At 70.8% G+C, this 18,097-nt stretch carries 19 protein-coding genes and 1 tRNA gene; 12 read left to right on the forward strand and 8 right to left on the reverse strand.

From position 1 onward, the window contains the following. Positions 1-17 precede the first annotated feature (17 nt). Positions 18-707 (forward strand): DUF599 domain-containing protein, encoded by a 690-nt coding sequence (locus P8627_RS04785; RefSeq protein WP_347882289.1) that lies wholly within the window; start codon positions 18-20, stop codon positions 705-707. A gap of 3 nt (positions 708-710) precedes the next feature. Then, on the forward strand, positions 711-1,055 hold the full coding sequence (locus P8627_RS04790; protein WP_279966493.1) for a hypothetical protein: 345 nt from the start codon (positions 711-713) through the stop codon (positions 1,053-1,055). A 37-nt stretch (positions 1,056-1,092) separates the two neighbouring features. On the opposite strand, the gene trpA is transcribed toward P8627_RS04790, so the two are convergent. After that, positions 1,093-1,887 (reverse strand): tryptophan synthase subunit alpha, encoded by a 795-nt coding sequence (gene trpA, locus P8627_RS04795; protein WP_279966494.1) that lies wholly within the window; start codon positions 1,885-1,887, stop codon positions 1,093-1,095. A 341-nt stretch (positions 1,888-2,228) separates the two neighbouring features. Here trpA and P8627_RS04800 point away from each other — a divergent pair, with 341 nt between their 5' ends. The 6 genes from P8627_RS04800 to P8627_RS04825 all read left to right on the forward strand — a co-directional run bounded on the left by P8627_RS04800 (position 2,229) and on the right by P8627_RS04825 (position 5,992). After that, positions 2,229-2,414 carry a hypothetical protein gene (locus tag P8627_RS04800; protein WP_279966495.1) on the forward strand — a complete coding sequence of 62 codons (186 nt, stop codon included), beginning with the start codon at positions 2,229-2,231 and terminating at the stop codon, positions 2,412-2,414. Positions 2,415-2,725: 311 nt separating this feature from the next. Continuing rightward, the gene (locus P8627_RS04805) at positions 2,726-3,169 is read left to right on the forward strand and encodes a BLUF domain-containing protein (RefSeq protein ID WP_279966496.1); all 444 of its coding nucleotides are present in this window, start codon (positions 2,726-2,728) and stop codon (positions 3,167-3,169) included. Between the two features lie 138 nt (positions 3,170-3,307). Continuing rightward, positions 3,308-4,405 (forward strand): redox-regulated ATPase YchF, encoded by a 1,098-nt coding sequence (ychF, locus tag P8627_RS04810; RefSeq protein WP_279966497.1) that lies wholly within the window; start codon positions 3,308-3,310, stop codon positions 4,403-4,405. Positions 4,406-4,532: 127 nt separating this feature from the next. After that, positions 4,533-5,096 (forward strand): L,D-transpeptidase, encoded by a 564-nt coding sequence (locus P8627_RS04815; protein ID WP_279966498.1) that lies wholly within the window; start codon positions 4,533-4,535, stop codon positions 5,094-5,096. Positions 5,097-5,152: 56 nt separating this feature from the next. Then, a tRNA-Ser gene (locus tag P8627_RS04820) sits at positions 5,153-5,242 on the forward strand. A gap of 411 nt (positions 5,243-5,653) precedes the next feature. Then, the gene (locus tag P8627_RS04825) at positions 5,654-5,992 is read left to right on the forward strand and encodes a hypothetical protein (RefSeq protein ID WP_279966499.1); all 339 of its coding nucleotides are present in this window, start codon (positions 5,654-5,656) and stop codon (positions 5,990-5,992) included. A 77-nt stretch (positions 5,993-6,069) separates the two neighbouring features. On the opposite strand, the gene P8627_RS04830 is transcribed toward P8627_RS04825, so the two are convergent. After that, complete coding sequence (locus P8627_RS04830; protein ID WP_279966501.1) at positions 6,070-7,686, reverse strand: hypothetical protein; 1,617 nt, start codon at positions 7,684-7,686, stop codon at positions 6,070-6,072. Between the two features lie 172 nt (positions 7,687-7,858). Here P8627_RS04830 and P8627_RS04835 point away from each other — a divergent pair, with 172 nt between their 5' ends. After that, positions 7,859-8,944 carry a phosphatase PAP2 family protein gene (locus tag P8627_RS04835; protein ID WP_279966502.1) on the forward strand — a complete coding sequence of 362 codons (1,086 nt, stop codon included), beginning with the start codon at positions 7,859-7,861 and terminating at the stop codon, positions 8,942-8,944. A 4-nt stretch (positions 8,945-8,948) separates the two neighbouring features. Further along, positions 8,949-10,997: a S8/S53 family peptidase gene (locus P8627_RS04840; protein WP_279966504.1), complete on the forward strand. Its 2,049-nt coding sequence runs from the start codon at positions 8,949-8,951 to the stop codon at positions 10,995-10,997. Between the two features lie 15 nt (positions 10,998-11,012). On the opposite strand, the gene P8627_RS04845 is transcribed toward P8627_RS04840, so the two are convergent. From P8627_RS04845 to P8627_RS04865, 5 genes are all read right to left on the reverse strand, one after another. Next, positions 11,013-11,651 (reverse strand): LysE family translocator, encoded by a 639-nt coding sequence (locus tag P8627_RS04845; protein WP_279966506.1) that lies wholly within the window; start codon positions 11,649-11,651, stop codon positions 11,013-11,015. A gap of 3 nt (positions 11,652-11,654) precedes the next feature. Beyond that, on the reverse strand, positions 11,655-12,770 hold the full coding sequence (locus P8627_RS04850) for an isopenicillin N synthase family dioxygenase (RefSeq protein WP_279966508.1): 1,116 nt from the start codon (positions 12,768-12,770) through the stop codon (positions 11,655-11,657). Beyond that, positions 12,760-14,178: a sensor histidine kinase gene (locus tag P8627_RS04855; RefSeq protein ID WP_279966510.1), complete on the reverse strand. Its 1,419-nt coding sequence runs from the start codon at positions 14,176-14,178 to the stop codon at positions 12,760-12,762. Before P8627_RS04855 ends, P8627_RS04850 begins: the two co-directional genes overlap by 11 nt. A gap of 103 nt (positions 14,179-14,281) precedes the next feature. After that, on the reverse strand, positions 14,282-14,623 hold the full coding sequence (locus tag P8627_RS04860; protein WP_279966512.1) for a hypothetical protein: 342 nt from the start codon (positions 14,621-14,623) through the stop codon (positions 14,282-14,284). Positions 14,624-14,677: 54 nt separating this feature from the next. Next, complete coding sequence (locus P8627_RS04865) at positions 14,678-15,562, reverse strand: hypothetical protein (RefSeq protein ID WP_279966514.1); 885 nt, start codon at positions 15,560-15,562, stop codon at positions 14,678-14,680. A 47-nt stretch (positions 15,563-15,609) separates the two neighbouring features. Here P8627_RS04865 and P8627_RS04870 point away from each other — a divergent pair, with 47 nt between their 5' ends. Then, positions 15,610-15,792 carry a hypothetical protein gene (locus P8627_RS04870; protein ID WP_279966515.1) on the forward strand — a complete coding sequence of 61 codons (183 nt, stop codon included), beginning with the start codon at positions 15,610-15,612 and terminating at the stop codon, positions 15,790-15,792. A 148-nt stretch (positions 15,793-15,940) separates the two neighbouring features. Here the strand turns inward: P8627_RS04870 and P8627_RS04875 are convergent, their stop codons facing one another. After that, entirely contained in the window at positions 15,941-16,882 is a 942-nt protein-coding gene (locus P8627_RS04875; protein ID WP_279966517.1) for a ribokinase, read from the reverse strand. Between the two features lie 170 nt (positions 16,883-17,052). On the opposite strand from P8627_RS04875, the gene P8627_RS04880 reads away from it, so the two are divergent. Further along, positions 17,053-18,093: a LacI family DNA-binding transcriptional regulator gene (locus P8627_RS04880; RefSeq protein WP_279966518.1), complete on the forward strand. Its 1,041-nt coding sequence runs from the start codon at positions 17,053-17,055 to the stop codon at positions 18,091-18,093. Positions 18,094-18,097: the final 4 nt, after the last annotated feature.

The following is an 18,097-nucleotide window of genomic DNA, read 5'->3' on the forward strand; positions in this document are numbered from 1 at the left end:
TTTGCTAGAGACGCGACATGATGCCCTCCGTCCTGTCCGCCTTTTCCGCCCTCGACACCCTCGCCGTCCTGCTCCTGCTCGGGGCCTGGGGCGGGGTCGGATGGGCGATCGAGAACCCGCCCGCGGGGCGGCCCTCGGTCTCGACGCTGATGCATCGCTACCGGCGCGACTGGATGTCGGAGATGATCACCCGCCAGCCGCGGATCTTCGACGCCTCGATCCTGGCCACGCTGCGGCAGGGCACGACCTTCCTGGCCTCGGGCGCGATGATCGCGGTGGGCGGGGTGCTGGCGCTGGCGGGCAATGTCGAGCGGCTGGACGACGCGGTGATGGGGATCGGCGTCGCGGGGCAGCCGGCGGCGTTCTGGCAGGGCAAGCTCGCGCTCGTCGCGCTGCTGCTCACGGTCGCTCTCTTCAAGTTCATCTGGTCCAACCGGCTCTTCGGCTATTGTGCCGTGGTCATGGCCGCCGTTCCCAACGACCCCCAGGACCGCCACGCGGTCCCGCGTGCCGCGCAGGCGGCCGAGATCAACATCCGTGCGGCGATCAATTTTAACCGCGGGCTGCGGACGCTCTATTTCGCCTTCGCGGCGCTGACCTGGCTGATCGGGCCCTGGGCGCTGATGATCGGCACCGCCGGGACGGCCTGGGTGCTGATCGCGCGCGAGTTCACCTCGCAGTCGCGCGGCCTGCTGATGGAGGATTGAAAGATGCGCCTGTCGCTTGCCCTGATCTGCCTCGCCGCCCCGGCCCTCGCCGGGCCGCCCGTGGTCGAGGATGCCCGCGCCAGCCGCAGCGGCGAGAGCTGGCGCTTCGACGTCACGATCCGCCATGCCGATACCGGCTGGGACCATTATGCCGATGGCTGGACGGTGCTGGCGCCCGACGGGACGGAGCTGGGCCATCGCGAGCTTCTGCACCCGCATGTCGCGGAGCAGCCCTTCACGCGCTCGCTTTCGGGCGTGGCGATCCCGGCGGGCGTGACCGAGGTCCTGATCCGTCCGCATGACAGCGTGCACGGGCCCGGCGCGGATTTCGTCCTACCGCTTCCCTGACCGCGGAAGGGCGACTTTTCGACCGAAAAATCGGGGCTTAGCCCGCGCGATGCGCGCCGTCCGCGAGCGATTTCACATAGGCCAGAACGTCCGTCACGCTGTCGCCGCGGCCGATGCGCTCGACGATGGCGGAGCCGACGACGCAGCCATCGGCCACGGCCGCGATCTCCTCGGCGGCGTCGGGGGTCTTGATGCCGAAGCCCACGATGACCGGCAGGTCGGTCGAGCGCTTGATCCGCGCGACCTCGGGGCCGACGGCCTCGGCGCTGGCCGACCCCGCGCCGGTGATACCGGTGATCGAGACGTAATAGACGAAGCCCGAGGTGTTCTGCAGCACCTTGGGCAGGCGCTTGTCGTCGGTCGTGGGCGTGGCGAGGCGGATGAAGTTCAGGCCCGCGGCCTGCGCCGGCAGGCAGAGCTCGGCATCCTCCTCGGGCGGCAGGTCGACGATGATGAGCCCGTCCACCCCGGCCTCGCGCGCCTGTTCGAGAAACCGGTCCACGCCGCGCGAATAGATCGGGTTGTAATAGCCCATCATCACCACCGGAGTGGTGTCGTCCTCGGCCCGGAGCTGGCGGACGATGTCGAGCGTGCCGTCGAGCGTCATGCCCCCTTCGAGCGCGCGCTGGCCGGCAAGCTGGATCGTCGCGCCGTCGGCCATCGGGTCGGTGAAGGGCAGGCCCAGCTCGATGATGTCCACCCCCGCGCCGGGCAGGCCACGGACGATCTGCGCCGCCGTTTCGGCATCGGGATCGCCGGACATGACATAGGCGACGAAGGCCTTGCGGTTCTCGGCCCGGAGCCGGGCGAAGGTGTCGTCGATGCGGGTCATGCGGGGCCTTTCCTTGGACGTGGGCGGAGGGGTGCCCGAGGGCGCGGGCGAGGTCAATGCGCGCGCGGGGCGTTAACGGGCCGTTCAGGCGGATCGGTCCGGTTTGCGGACCAATCCGGCGCGGCGCGCGATGGGTGATCTGCGGGTGATCTACGGGTGATCTGTGTCGGACGTGGATTTCTTCGCGGCGATGATCCGGGGCGTTGGTCAGGTTTCCGACCGTCGGGGCCGGCGCCGCTTGTCCCGGTCCGACCGGCGGGACGGCCGGTGCGCCGCCCGGACGACGTGATAGACCGCCTCGGGACTGGACGCGGCAGGCCGCCGCACCCATGTAGGACGCCATGAATTATCTCTTCGCCATCCTGCTGCCGCCGCTCTCGATCCTGCTGGCCGGCCGTCCGATCCTCGCTATCGTGACCTTCCTGATCTGGATCCCCGCGCTGATCTTCTCGGGCGGGCTGACCCACCCGATGTTCATCCTGCTCGCGTGGTTCATCATCTTCGAGGGCCGCAACAAGCGCGCCTGACGCGGCGCGGCTCCGGGCTGGCCGGATCTTGGTCGGCCGGATCTTGCCGCAACGCGCCGCGCCGGAGGCCCGGGCCAACCGGATCCTTGCCTCGGAGCGGCAACGGCCCGACTATGGGACCAGGGAGATGAGGCGCTTGGGGAGGCCGCGCCGCAAGAGGCCCGTCCGCATGCGGACGCCCCCCAGGCATGTCAGCAGATCACGCGCCGCCCGCCCGTCCCGTCAGGGGACGCGGGGCGCGCCCGCACGATGCCGGCCGGAGGCAAGCGGCCCGGCCACGACATGGAGACGGATCGAGAGACGACAGCCGGATGGACTATCTCATCTACAAAAGCACGGCCCTGGTGGCGCCCGACTCGGCGGCGTGTCGCGATATCGTCACCGTGTCGCAGCGGAACAACGCAGGCTTCGGGCTGACGGGATTCCTGCATGCCGAGCCGGGGCTGTTCATCCAGTACCTGGAGGGCCCGGCGAAACCGCTCTGGGCGCTCTACGAGCGGCTGCACCTCGACCCCCGCCACAGGGATCTGCGGCTGCTCGGCCGGGGCCATCTGGACCGGCGCCGGTTCGTGGACTGGCGCATGGGCTACTCGGACGAGCAGGTGCTGTCGTTCGCCGATTTCAAGGCGCAGGTCTCGGTCCCCGGGCCGGCCGCGGACGCGCCCCGGGACGAGGCGATCTATTTCCTGAAGGTGGCCTGCGCGCGGATCGATATCGGCATCGTCGAGGCGCCGCTCGTCGCGCCCGACCTGTAGCGCCGCGCGGCCGGGCCCCGCGCCGGGCCTTCCGCGGCGACGGCGCTCCCGCCCTGCCCTCCCCTCCAGCCAGCCCGCCTTGTTTCCGGGCGGCCCCGCGCGTAAGTGCCCCGGCGACGCGCGACGTGGAGGGCGAGCATGGGTTTCAAGATGGGCATCGTGGGTCTGCCGAATGTCGGCAAGTCGACCCTGTTCAACGCGCTGACGCGGACCGCCGCGGCGCAGGCGGCGAACTTCCCCTTCTGCACCATCGAACCCAATGTGGGCGACGTGGCCGTGCCCGACGCGCGGCTGGAGCGGCTGGCCGGGATCGCCAAGTCGAAGCAGGTGATCCCCACGCGCATGACCTTCGTCGACATCGCCGGGCTGGTGAAGGGCGCGTCCAAGGGCGAGGGGCTGGGCAACCAGTTCCTGCACAATATCCGCGAGACCGACGCCATCGCCCATGTGCTGCGCTGTTTCGAGGATGGCGACGTCACCCATGTCGAGGGCCGGGTGAACCCGGTCGAGGACGCCGAGGTCATCGAGACCGAGCTGATGATCGCCGACATGGAATCGATCGAGAAGCGGCTGCAGGGCCTGAGCCGGAAGGTGCGCGGCGGCGACAAGGAGGCCGTCCAGCAGGAGCGGCTGCTGAAGGCCGCGTTGGAGGCGCTGGAGGCGGGCCGCCCGGCGCGCACGGTCGCGGTGTCGGAGGAGGACGCGAAGGCCTGGGCGGGGCTGCAGCTTCTGACCACCAAGCCGATCCTCTATGTCTGCAATGTCGACGAGGCCTCGGCCGCGACCGGCAACGCCCATTCCGAGGCGGTGGCCGCGATGGCCGCGGCGCAGGGCGCGGCGCATGTCGTGATCTCGGCCGCGATCGAGGAGGAGATCGCGCAGCTCTCGCCCGAGGAGGCGGCGGAGTTCCTGGCCGAGATGGGGCTGGAGGAGCCGGGGCTCGACCGGCTGATCCGCGCGGGCTACGCGCTGCTGCATCTGGAGACCTATTTCACCGTGGGCCCCAAGGAGGCGCGCGCCTGGACGATCCGGGCCGGCACCTCGGCGCCGCGGGCCGCGGGCGTGATCCACGGCGATTTCGAGAAGGGCTTCATCCGCGCCGAGACCATCGCCTATGACGATTTCGTGGGGCTCGGCGGCGAGCAGGCGGCCAAGGAAGCCGGCAAGATGCGCGCCGAGGGCAAGGGCTATGTCGTCAAGGATGGCGACGTTTTGCATTTCCTGTTCAACACCTGAGGGTTGCCGCAAGGTCACGCCGTCGCGTCATCGTGAGGGGGGACCGCTTGCCCCCGGGCGCGGCGTTTGGGAAATAGCGTCGAACCGCGCGGGCTGCCGCCGGCGGAGCGACCAAGGAGCTATGACGATGCAACGACGCGACCTCATCGCCGGTGCCGCGGCCTCGGGCCTGCTCGCAGGCCTGCCGCAGTCGGCGCTGGCTCGGATCTCGGGCCCCGAGCTGCAGCCCGTCCGGGTGCGCATCCGCCCCGATATCGCGCCGGGCGAAGTCCACGTGATCCCCGACGCCTTCATGCTCTACTGGACCATGCCGGGCGCGCAGGCGATCCGCTACATGGTGCGGGTGGGCCGCGACGATCTCTACGAGCCGGGCGAGTATTTCGTCGGCGCGAAGAAGGAATGGCCGAGCTGGACCCCGACCCAGGCCATGATCGAGCGCAACCCGGCCTATGCGGAATGGGAGGACGGCCAGCCGGGCGGTCCCGAAAACCCGCTGGGCGCGCGCGCGCTGTACCTGTTCCAGCCGGGGCGCGGCGACACCTTCCTGCGCATTCACGGCACCAACGCGCCCAGCACGATCGGCAGCGCGGTGTCCAATGGCTGCGCCGGCCTGCTGAACGATCACGTGATCGATCTCTACAACCGCGTGCCGATGCGCTCGCGCGTGGTGCTGCACCCCAAGACGGTCTGAACCGGCGCGGCTTTTGCCCTTGTTCCCCCTCCGCCGCCGCTGCTAGAGCGGTCGGCGGAGACGTGGCCGAGTGGTCGAAGGCGCTCCCCTGCTAAGGGAGTAGGCGGGAAACCGTCTCGAGGGTTCGAATCCCTTCGTCTCCGCCACCATACCGCCGCTACACGTCGTGCAAGGTCGCCTCAGGCGGCCTTTTTTCGTTGCGGATCAGCGGGCTGGATCGGTTGCTCGCGGGGTGCCGGTCAGCGGCGGAGGGTGGCGCTGGTTGGGCTCGCGCTGGGGTTCTGGATGCGAGCCCACGTCCTGCGGCTGCGGGGGTTCGGCGGGGCGAAGGCTGCGCGGCAGCGACCGACGCGCGGCGGGGCGGTGGCGCGCCGCTGGGCCGGTGGGGATGCGCGGCCGTCCGGGCGTCGGGACGTCTGTCCCTCCCCAAGCCGCTTCTACGTTTTCGCGGTCGAGTCACGGCGCGATGACGGGGCGATACGGGTGGAAGGGCCATGCTGGGTTTATCGGGACCGGATCGATCCGGACCCGGCGAACTCAAACCTGGAGGAAAGAAGATGCTGAATGTCCAGAAATCTATCATCGCCGCCGCCATCGCCATGGCCGCCGCGTCGCCCGTCTCGGCCGACAGCGCGCGGGACTTCGCGTTCCGGCACGTGAACGCCAGCGCCGAGCATATGGGCGATGTCCAGCGCGTGCCGGAGGCGCCCACGCTTGGGGTCAACGTCTCCTCGCGGGGGCGGTCCGCCATCGAGCTGGCGGTGCGCAACCACAACGAAAGCGCCGACAAGGCCGGCGACGCCATCGGCGCGACGAACCTGACCGCCGCACCCCGCGGGCCGGTGCGGGCGGCGGAGATCTTCGCGCGGATCGCGGAGGAGACCCGCGGCAACTGATGCGGCAATTGCCGTCGAGCGGGGCGGCCGGGGCGACCCGGCCGCCTTGCGTATGCGCGGCAGCGCCCAGCGCCGCGCTAGACCAGGCTGGCCAGACTGGCGATCCGGAGGTTCGGCGCCCTGTGGATCAGCGAGGCCGGGTAGGCGCCGTCGTGAAGCAGCCGGTCGATCGAGAAATCGGGCTCGAGCCGGCGCAGTCGTTCGGCTTGGGCGACCGCGCCCGCCTCATTCCCGAAATGGGCGTGTAACGCGGTCAGGTAGCGATGGGGCGGCCGGAAGATGGGGCATTGCGCACTGGCGCGCTGGGCGAGGCGCAGGGCGTCGTCGGCGCGTCCGAGCACCATCGAGGTCGCGAATTGCTGCAGGTCCCAGAAGAACCGGAACTCCGAGGTCCGCATGAGAAAGCGGCCGCGCAGCGCGTCCTGATCCGCGAGCTTCGTGTCGCCCGTGTAGAGACGGGCTGTGCTGCGCGCCCAGAGCGCCATCGGGTTCCCGGGATTGAGGCGCACGCTGCGTTCGGCGAATTCGAGACTGCCGGCGCTGTCGGCGAGCAGGAAGTGATGGACATTCGCAAGGATGGCCGCGGCGGTGGCGTTTTGCGGGTCGGCCTCCAACGCGATCCGGCCGAACCGCTCGCCCTCGGCGCGGAATCGCCGCGGGTCGCCGCTATGGCGCTCGACGCTCTGGATGACGCGGATCTGCGCGCGCCAGGCATCGTAGACCGCGTGGGGCCGGATCGCGGAGGCGCGGCGCAGCATGTCATCGGCCGAGAGAAGCTGCTCGGGCGCCATGGAGAAGATCGCCCGGACCGCCGCCCGGCAGAGCAGGTCGGGATCCGTGTCGACCGCGCGCGGGTCGCCCTGCCCGAAGCGTGCCTGGATGGCCGTCTCGACGGAGGACGCCGCCTCGACCATCAATTGCTGGACCTGGGGGTCGTCGATCGCGGGGGTTCCGCGCTGCTCGACGAAGCGGAACCCGGACCAGGCCTGCTGGCCCTCGGCGCCCGACAGCAGCGTGACGCGAAGCCCCACGCGGGCGCCCGTCTCGCGGAAGCCGTCGATGCGGATCGCCAGATCGCCGTCGGACGGGCCGGTATCGCGACGCAGGATCTCGTGGGACAGGCGTTCCCGGAGGTGCCGGGCCAGCCCGTCGGCGACGAGCTGGCTCAGCCAGTGGACGGCGACCTCGTCGCTGGGCGCGGCCTGCACGCGGATCCGGCGCGCGGCGGGTGGGCCCGTCGCGGCAAGCCCCGTCCGGAGCGCCAGACGGGCGGGCGGGACCGGCTCCGCCTCGGCCCGGGCGGCGCGCTCCATCGCCAGCCAATCCTCGAATTCCGGATCGCGCGCGTCGAGCCCCTCGGCCAGCTCGCCATGGCCCTCCGAAACGATCTCGATCGCGGCCAGGTCGATGGCCACGCGCTGCCGGTCAGCCTGAAGGATGGACGCCTCGGGCCCGAAGGCGATCCGGGTCTGGCGCAGCACCTGGCGCAGGCTGCCCGCGCCCTGCTCGGGGGCGCGATCGCTCCACAGCTTGTCCTGCAGCCAGCGGCGCGTGTGCTCGCCATGCGGGCTGAGCGCGAGCAGGAGCAGGAGGCCCTGCGCCTTCGCGGCGACAGGGGTGCGCAGCTCGCCATCAGACGTCTCGACCCGAAACGGGCCCGTGAGGTGCAGGCGGAGTCGCGGGGCATCGGTCATGGGGCACGACCTTTTCCGGGTTTCTTTACCTTACGTCAGTTTTTTCGCGCACGACAGGGCCGCCCGGAGCGTGAGCCGTCCGTGAATCCGGCATCGGGTGGCGCGGTTTCCCTTGCGGCAACCGCCCTGCCCCCGGCACGCTTCGGGAAACGAGCCGGAAGGGAGAGAACCGATGGTGATGTTGGGCGGTGCGAACGGGGGGGCGAACGGGGGCGCCAATGGCGGCGCGAACGGGGGCGCGAATGGGGGTGCCGATGGGGGCGCGAACGGGGGCGGGGTCTTCCTGCGCGCGCATGCGGATGGGTACCGCTCGCCGCTGCTCAGCACCGCGCTGATCGCGGCGCATGACGCGCTGGCCAATCAGTGGAACGGCGAGCCGGACATGGTTCCGGGGCATTATCCGACCGATAATACCTACTTGGAGGACCTGCGCTATCCGAGCCAGGAGTTGCTGCTCGATTGCCAATTGAGCGGCGCGGTCGACGTTGTCGGCTCGGACGGCGAGGCGACGCTGCGGGTCCGTGGCGAGCCAGTGACGACCATCACGCGGCCAGACGCCGAGGATTACTTCGAGACGCAGCTCGCCTGGCTGCGCGCCTATGCGGATCTGCGCGGCGACCGGATGCCCGAAATCTACGAGCAGGTCCGCGATACGATGGCCTTCTTTGGTGCGCTCACCCATCTCGACATGGGCCGGCGCAAATACACGCTGATGATGCTGCGCGCGGTGCGGACGCTCGCCATCAAGGTCGAGACACCGATGAAGTTCTTCTGCCGGCAGAAGCGGCCGATCGACTACACCATCCGGGTTCAGCCGATGATCCAGACGCCGGACCATTCCTCCTTCCCGTCCGGGCACGCGACCGAGGCCTTCGCCATGGCGACGGTGCTCTACCGCCTGATGGCTCCGGGGGAGGAGGGCGGCGCCGATCTGACGGGCGATCCGCAGGAGGGGATCGACCGGCTGGCCATGCCGTTCCTCGCGGCCTATCGGATCGCGACCAACCGGACGGTGGCCGGCGTGCATTTCCCCGCCGATTCCCATGCCGGCGCGCTGCTGGGCTGCCAGATCGGCGAGATCTTCCACCGCCTCGCCCTCGGCACCTCGGTCGAGACCCGCGACTGGGTCGCCCTCGACATGAACGACGACTTCCTTCTCTCGGAGTTCCAGCTGGGCGGCGGCGGCGACACCGTCACCGTGGACCCGGACCCGATCCTGCGCTCGCTCTATCAGCGCGCCCAAGACGAGCGGGAGTGACGCCATGGCGCAGTGGGGCGACTCCACCTCGATCCCGGGCCGGCGCAGTCTCTATGCCGCCTGGTGGGCCGATCGCGAGGGCCGGCTTCCGAGAAACGCGAACGCCTTCGTCCAGCCCGATGACCTGCGCGGCGACTACGGCCCCTACCTGTTCCGGGACGCGACCTTTCGGGGCCTGTCGCGGTACCTCGCGGACAGGGACGGATCGCAGCCGCGCATCTATTCCGAGTTGGACGTCCAGGTCCCGATTCCGGGCCACGCGCTGAACACGGACTGGGAAAGCGGCACGGACTGGCTCACGCTGGCGATGGAGGCCATCCCCCCGCTCGACGCCGATACGGTGATCCTCGGCATCATCGACACCGGCATCCCGCTGGGCCACCGCCGGTTCCGGCTCGCCGATGGCGGGACCCGCGTTCTCGCGTCCTGGCAGCAGAGCGCCACCTGGCAATCCGGCCCGGGGTCGCCCGGCCAGCCCTTTCTGCCCTTCGGCCGCGAACTCGCCTCCGCCGAGATCGACGGGCTCCTGGCCGCCGCCACGCGCGACGGCCGCCTCGACGAGGATGGCTTCAACCGCGCCGCCGGCCTGGTGGAGCCGCATCTGCCGACCGGGCATCGCGACCTCGACCGCCGCGCCTCCCACGGGGCCCATGTGCTGGACCTCGCCGGGGGCATCGACGCCGCCGCCGAACCCGAATGGGCGCGCCGACTGCGAATCATCGCGGTCAACCTTCCCCCGCAATTTCTGCACGGCCCGGCGGGCGACTACCTCCAGTTCTACGCCGCCTGGGGGATGCGGCGGATCCAGGGGCTGGCCGATGCGCTGTGGCGGCGCGACCACGAGGATGCGGCGCCCGGCGCCTTCCCGGTCGCGCTGAACATGTCCTACGGGATGCAGGCCGGTCCAAAGGACGGCTCGATGCCGCTGGAGATCCTGATCCGCGCGCTGACCGCGCTGCGCGAGCCCGCCCAGGGCGACCCGGCGGAGCAGCGCAAGCCGCCGATCCGCATCCAGATGCCCGCGGGCAATTCGAACCTCTATCGCTGTGCCGCGCGGCTGGCCTTGCACCCCGACGACCCCAGGTCCTTGAACTGGCGCATCCAGCCCGCCGATCAGACCTCAAACCATGTCGAGATCTGGACGCCACCTTATGACAGCTCCGACCGGCTCGATCCGGCCGATTTCGCAATCGCGCTGGCCGAACCGGGCGCGGCGCCGCAATGGGCGGCTGCGCCCGTCCCCGGCCAGAGCGTGTCCTTCGGGCCCTATTCGGAGTTCGCCTGCGTCGAGCACGAGGTCGTCCCCGGTGGTCCCACGCGCCGCCTCGTCTTCCTGATCCGCGTGGCGCAGACCTTCGCCGTCGATCCCGCCGCGGGCGCGCTGGCCCCGGCGGGGCTCTGGCGGATCCTGATGACGGGGCCCGCGGGCCTCGAGGTCGATCTCTTCGTGCAGTCCGACCAGTCCTTCGTGCTGCAGAGCCCGATCGGGCGTCGATCCTATTTCGACGATCCGGCCTATCGCACCCATCTCGAGACGGGGCGGCTCGCCGACAGCTTCGGCTACGCGGACGGGACGCCGGAGCCGGGGGGCGGGCCGGTCTCGCGGCGCGGTACGCATAACGCGCTCGGGGCCGGCCCGGAAATCGCGACGATCGCCGGCTACCGCCTCACGGACGGGCGGCCGGCCCTCTATTCGAGCTCGGGCTGGTCGGACGGTCCGCCCTCCCAGATCACGGCCGCCTATCCCTCCGAGGACGGCGCCGCCCATCCGGGGCTGCTGGCGGCGGGGTCGGCGGCCGGGTCGGTCGTCTCGTTCAGCGGCACGAGCATGGCGACGGCGCTCGCGACGCGGGAGGTCGCGCTCGGGATGCTGAATTGGGGGGGCGGCTGGTCGGATGCGGGGCTCTTCGATGCGGATGCCATCGCGGCGGGGGCAGCGATGGACGAGGCGCAGGTACCGGCCCAATGGCGGCCGGTGCCTGCGTTCAAGGCCGGTGCTGGCCGGGCCGCGCCGCCCGATCGGCTTCGCGCGCGGCGCATCGCCCGGCCCTAGGCCGGCGCGGCCCGGTCAGATCAGGCCGAGATGGATATTCGCCGCGATCGCGATCAGCATCAGGCCGCCGGTCCAGGCGAGCGCGACGCGGAGGCCACGGCGGGCGTTGAGCGATTGCGACAGCGACCCTCCGAGCCAGGCCACGAGGAGGTCGGAGGGGATCGCCGTGAGCGGGACGATGATCCCGAGCACGAGGAGCTGGATCTCGATATTGCCGAGCGAGCGGTCGACGAAGGGCGGCAGGAAGAGCGCGAAGAAGAGCACCGTCTTGGGGTTGAGCACTTCCACCAGGATGCCCTGGCGGACGATCTCGAGGAAGGAGCGTTGCTTGACCCCGTAGGCGCGGAGGTCGGTCCGCGCGCTGGCCCGCGCATCCCGGATCATGTCGATGCCCAGCCAGACCAGGTAGAGCGATCCGACGATGCGAAGGGCGGGCACGATCCAGTCGAAGGCGGCGAAGAGCGCGGCGAGGCCCAGCGCGGTGGCGACCGCGAGGACCATGCCCCCGAGCCCCAGCCCCAGGGCCGAGGCGAGGCCGGCGGACCGGCTCTGGCCCACGCTGCGCGACAGCACGTAGAGCATCGAGGGGCCGGGCGTCGCGCTCAGCGCGAGGCCCGCCAGGGCGACGGCGAGGATCGTGTCGAATTCGGGCATGGGTCAGAGTTCCGTGCCCGTTCCGTTCAGCCGGGTCTCGAAGGGATTGCGGAACGACTCCTCCGGAGGTGCGTCCGGATCAGCCCCCGCCCCGCCCGCCTTCGCGGCGCGGAGATAGGGGAAGTCGCGGACCAGCATCCGCTCCAGATGGGCGCCGGCCGAGAACGGCGCGTAGCGCGGACCCTCGCCTGGGGCGATCAGTTCGGGGAAGGGCTCGATCACGGTGCCGTAATCGGCGGCGACGAAATAGGGCAGCGAGAAGCGCTCCGGGCTCAGGTTGAGGACGCGGTGCGGGGTGGAGCGGAGCATCCCGTTGGTCCAGGCCTCGAGCATATCGCCGATATTGACGACCAGGACGGCCGGATCGACGGGCACGTCGATCCATTCGTCGTCGCGGGTCATCACCTGGAGCCCCGCGTTGCGTGTGTGCAGTAAGGTCAGGCATTCGTAATCGGTATGGGCGCCCATGTTGACCGACTGGTGGTCGGTGGTGCCCGCATCGCGCACGTAATGCAGCAGGCGAAGCTGCGAGATCGGCTTGCGCATCCGCGAGGTCATCGCGCCCTCGGGGAGGCCCAGATGGATCTCGAGCGCCGCGCAGATACGGCGGCCGAGTTGCGAGACCGCGTCGTAATAGGCGGCGACCGCGTCGCGGAACCCGGCCAGCTCGGGCCAGACATTGGGTCCGAGCAGCCGAATTCCGGCCAGGAAGTCCGGATCGTCCGCGGGCAGGTCGAGCCCGAGGTCGAAGGCCTCGTAGGAGCGGTCCTTCTCGTCGGGGTAGTCGCCCTTTTCGGAGAACGGGACATAGCCGCGATGGTTCGGCTGGTGGCCGATATAATAGCGGCGCTTGACCGTGTCGGGCAGCGCGAAGAAGCGCCGGGCGACGGCATAGGTGCGCTCGACCCGGGCGGGTTCGATGCCGTGATCGCAGATGCGGAAGAAGCCGACATCGCGCGCCGCGCGCCCGATCTGGTCGGCGACGGCCCGGGCCGCGTCGCGGTCGCCGGTCAGAAGGCCCGCGACGCTGATGAGCGGCGGCGTCAGGTCGCGGCATGCGGCCCCGAGGGTCGCGCCGTCGCCGGGCTGGCCCTGTCCGGGCAGACGATTAACCCGCATCGCGCTGCCCGGCCTCCTGTTGCCCGGCCTCGTGTTGCGGATCGTCGGCGGCCGGGAAGAACAGGTCGATCGTCGTCCCGCGCGTCGGGCCCGGACGGGCGCGAACCCAGCCGCCCGACTGTTTCATGAAGCCCATGACCATCGACAGGCCGAGCCCCTTGCCCTCGCCCACGGGCTTGGTGGTGAAGAACGGGTCGAAGATGCGCGGCAGCGCCTCAGGCGGGATCCCGGTCCCCTCGTCGATGACGCCGAGCCGGACGTAGCGGCCGGCCGCCGCGCCGCCGAGGGCCCTTGCCCCGGCGAGGTCGTGGCGGGTGTTCTCGGTCTCGATCCGCAACCGGCCATCCTCCGGCATCGCGTCGCGGGCGTTCAGGATCAGGTTGATCAGCGCGATCTCGGCCGCGATGCGATCGATCCGCACGGGCCAGGCCTGGCCCGCGGGATCGAAATCGATCGTGTCGCCCGCCCCGGCCCGGTCGGTGCGGATCGTCGACCGGACGAGTTCGTTAAGATCGGTGATCTCGGGTTCGAGATGCCGGCGCTGCGCGAAGGCGAGCATGTCCTGGATCAGCCGTGCGCCCCGGCCCGCCGCGGCCTGCGCGTCGTCGAGGCTGCGCTGGGCATCGGGGCCGGTGGGATCGAGTTCGAGAAGCTCGAGATTGCCGGAAATGGCGGTGAGCAGGTTGTTGAACTCATGCGCGAAGCCGCCGGTCAGCCGGCCGATCGCCTCGAGCTTGCGCGCCTCGAAGAGCTCGGCCTCCAGCGCCTTGCGGTGGCTCGTCTCCTCGGTGAGCTGCGCATGCGAGCGCATCAGGTCGCGGTAGCGCTGGTTCGACCGCTCCGCCTCGGCCAGGAGGTCGAGCTTGGCGCTGGTCATCGCCGCGATGGTGGTCAGGATCTCGAGCTCGGCCTCGCCGAAGGCCGCCACCTCCGGATGCTCGCTGTCGATCACGCCGACGACCTGCCCCTGCGAGATCAGCGGAACGCAGATTTCCGAGCGCGCCGGCTGCGCGTCGGGGATGTAGTTCCGGTCCTTGAGGAGATCGTCGATGATGATCGGTTCGCGGGTTTCCGCGACCTGCCCGGTGATGCCGTGTCCGAACGGGATCCGCAGCGGATTGACGATCGCGCGGTCATAGGGGTTCTTCTCGCCCAGCGCGGCGACCTGGACGAGTTCGCGGCCATCGGCCTGATAGATCACGCAGTCGACGAAATTCAGGCGGCCGACGACGTTCCGCGCGACGTACCAGAACAGGTCCTCGGCGCTGCGGATCGTCATGACATCCACGGCGAAGGCGTTGAGGGTGCGCAGGGAGGTCGTGTCGTCGGGCCGCCCCGCGGGCGGGGGCGCCGGGCGCATTGTCTTGGGCAGGTTCAGTCGAAACTCCTCGGCCGCGGCCTTCGTCATCGTGTTGTGACCCCGTCCCCGGCCGGACGCGCGGGGCGTCCTTTCCGGGACGGGGCCGACGGCCCCCTTCGCCGTGCAGTAGGGCCCCCGGAGCCGGCTCGCGTCAAGGGGTTGGCGGCACGGGGCGCGGAGGATGGCCCGGGGCGGGGTGGGGAAATCGCGGGATGTCGCTGCCGCGGGGCACGCGCCCGATCTCGCGGCGGATCTGGTGGACCGCGTCGCGGATCACCGCCGCATCGGCGGCGAAGGTGTCGATCACCCCGTCGATGAGCTTCTTCAATCCATTATAGGCGAAGAGCGGCAGGCCTAGGCCGCGCACCCGCGCCGCCGCCTCCAGCATGGCCGGCGTGACCCGATGGGAGGACAGCAGATAGGCGCGGGGCTGGATGTCCTCCGCCGCGAAGGCATCGATCGTCTCATCCCGCAGGCTCGCCACGAAGCGCATCTGGCCATGTCACTCCTTTTGATGGCCCCGCGCCCGGCAGGCGGGGCTTCGGGTTCAGGCGAACGGGATGCTTTCGTTCAGCGCGTGGAGGCAGGCTTCCAGTTCGCCCCTCAGGGCGTCGGCCTCCTCCATGGCGATTTCCCACGCGGTCCTGAGGTTGTCGTAGTCGTTCCAACTGTCCTCGATATCGGCTGCGTCGCGGCAATCCCGGAGCCGCTCGCGGTCGTCCTCCAATTGCCGCTTTAGCTCGTGCACGGGCTCGGGCTCCATGCCGGGCGTGATCTCGGCCGGTTGCGGGCCGAACCATCGGTCCGCCAGCCGCAGGAAGGCGATGCGCCAGCTCGCCCGGCCGAGCGCTTCGAGCGAAAGCGCATCGATCTCGACGGCGGGCTGGCCGTCGAACAGGGCCGACGCGGCGTTGAACGATCCGTTGGCGCGCAGGAAGGCGTCGAAGGTGACCCCCGCATGGGGCAGATGCGCGATGACCGCCTTGGCGTTCGCGGTCGCGTCGCTCGACGGATCGCGGAGGACCAGTCGGCTGACGAGCTTGCCGTCGGCCAGTCGCAGCGCCTCGATCGCGGTGACGAAGCCCTCGATCTCGACGAAGGCGCCGTCGGCGGACGCCTCGAGATCGCTCAGGGCCACGTCCGTGCCGTCGGACAGCGGGGTGGCGAAGGCCGTGCTGTTCGCCTTGCGCATCACCGCCCGGACGTCCTCGGGCGGATCGAGGCCGAGCGCGCCCAGCGCCAGGCGATAGGCGGCGCACTGGCTGGCGAGCGCCTCGCGGGTCAGCATCCCCGCCCGCGCCGCGAGCCGTCCGACGCGCTCGGACGCCGTGCCGCGGCCGACCTCGCGGAGCGACAGCATCTTCTGGCGGATCGCGCGCTGGCTTCGGGCGTGGATCGGGAGGCGGCGCTCGATATCGCCGGCCAGACGCATCGCCGCGTGAGGGATCCCCTCGGGCTCTGCTGCGCCGCGAGCGCGCCGTGGAACCGGAGCTGGCCGCCCGCGAGCCGGCGTTCCGCATCCGTGACGACATGCTCGGCCGCGCGGCGGATGTCGTCGGCACCGGCGGTCGGAGCGGGCGCGCGGTCGGTTCGCCGGGCGAGGGCGAATTCCGCATGGACCCGCGCGAGGAGGCCGCGCGACAGGCAGGAGCGGAGGGATAGCAGGTTATGCGACAGGGCGCGGAGCGGGATGCGCGTGGCCGGGGGCATCTCCTGCGCGGGGTTCCCCCCAGAGCCCGTGAGATCGGCCCGGGCGTCACCGACGATCCCGGTGGAAACAGGGGCGCCGGACGGGCGTCGGGCGGGGCATTCAGCGATCGAGGAGGTCGTCCAGGATTTCCGACATGCGCCGGGGGCTCGGGAAGGCGCGGGCGGTGCCGAGGCTGCCGATGGTGTGCGCGGCGGCGCGGCCGGCATGGCGGATGGCGATCTCGTCGAGGCGGGTGCGCCGCCGCAGGGCCGAGCCGATGGCCACGCCTTCGAAGCAATCCCCCGCGCCGGTGACGTCGACCACCTCGGCGGGCCGGGCGGGAACGTGCAGGATGTCCGCCCCCGACCCCAGCAGCGCGCCCTCGGCCCCGAGGGTCAGGACGACCTGGGCGACCCCCGCCCGCCGGAGCGCCGCCACCGCGTCCCGCCCCGCGCAGCCGGTCAGCGCCCGCGCCTCGTTGGCGTTGACGAACAGGGCGTCGGTCAGCGGCAGGAGATCGCGGAGCCCGGCATCGAAGGGCGAGGGGTTCAGCACCGTGAAGAGCCCGCGATCCCGGCCCGCGCGGCAGAGCGCGGCGGTCACGTCGCGGTCAAGATTGCCCTGCAGCAGCATCGCGTCGCCGGGCCGGGCGCCGGCCAGTTCGGCCCGGCAATCGGCAAAGGTCAGGCTGCGGGCGCAGGCATTGGTGGTGACGATGACGTTGTCGCCGTCTTCCTGCGCGAAGATGATCGAACGGTCGCTCGGGATGTCGGGGCGGTCGACGAGGGCCGGCTCGACCGGTTCATGGCCGAGCGCGTCGCGGATGGCGCGCCCGTGCCAATCGGTGCCGACGGCGGCGACGAGGCGGGTGGGCACGCCCGTCCGGGCCAGCGCGATCGCCTGGTTCGTGCCCTTGCCGCCGAGGCCGGTATGCCCGGCGCGGCCCAGCACCGATTCCCCCGCCGCGGGCAGGTCGCGGACCTGGAAGACCTCGTCGATGGCGGCGTTCCCGAAGACGAGTGCGCGGCGCGGGCGGGCGTCGGTTTGCGGCGTTTCGGTCATTCGGTCATCGGACCTGCTGAATTTCCGGACAAACGGCGGCTGGCTCGGGCGGCATGTGAGACCTCGCTTGACCGGGCTGGTATCGCGGTTTACTAAATGCGTTTAGTAAACTGATTTACCGTAGTGGGTTTCGATTGGGAAGGGGCAGAATGCCGGCGAGTTTGAAAGATGTGGCCAGGGAAGCGGGGCTCTCCCCCGCCGCCGTGTCGCGGCATCTCAACGGCACGCTGGAGCTGCCCGAGCCGACGCGGAAGCGCATCGAGGCGGCGGTGCGGCGCCTGGCCTACCGGCCGAACCCGCATGCCCGCCGCCTGAGCCTCGGCCGGTCGGACACCATCACGCTTATCGTGCCCGACATCGCCAACCCGTTCTTCGCGACGCTCGCCGCCACGGTCGAGCGCGCCGCCTTCGAGCGGGGCATGATCGTCCAGCTTCACGCCACGTCGAATGTCGAGGCGCGCGAGCTCGCGGTGCTGCAACTCGCGGCGGATCACCGCTCGGACGGAGTGGTTTTCTGCACCAATCGCAAGCCCGGGCCCGATGTCGCCGAGGCGATCGCCGCCCTGCCACGGGCGGTCATCGTGGACGAGGGCGTCCCGGGCGCCCGCGCGCCCCAGGTCTTCGCCGACAATGCGCAGGGCGGCTATCTGGCCGGGCGCCACCTGGCGCGCTGGCAGCATCGCAAGATCGCCTATCTGGGCGGCGATCCGGCGCTGATGTCCACGCGGCTGCGCGCCGAGGGCTTGGAACGCGGCCTGCGCGAGGAAAGCGGCGGCGCCGAGGTCGGCGTGCGCATCCTCTCGGGCCGCCACGACGTCGCCTCGGGCCGCGCACTGGCGGCCGAGCTGCTCGATGCGGGCGGCGAGGAGACCGCGATCTTCGTGGGCTCGGATGAGCTGGCCATCGGCGTCATTGAGACCCTGCGCGCGCGCGGCGTCCGGATCCCGCAGGACATGTCGCTCGTCAGTTTCGACGGCGCACGGGCGCTGCATCTCTACGACCCGCCGATCACGGCGGTGCGCCAGCCGGCCCGCCAGCTCGGCGAGCGGGCGGTCGAGCTTCTGCTCGACGGCGACTGGGACGACCCTGCCCTGCCGGACCGGGTGGAGTACCTGCCGGTGGAGTTGATCGAGAGGGCGTCGGTTGCGGCGCCGAACCTCGCAAGAAGAGCAAGAGCAGACCACGCCAACCAAACCGACAGAGGAGATTGACGAC

The organism is Jannaschia sp. GRR-S6-38 (assembly GCF_029853695.1).
In the GTDB taxonomy this organism is placed as follows: domain Bacteria; phylum Pseudomonadota; class Alphaproteobacteria; order Rhodobacterales; family Rhodobacteraceae; genus Jannaschia; species Jannaschia ovalis.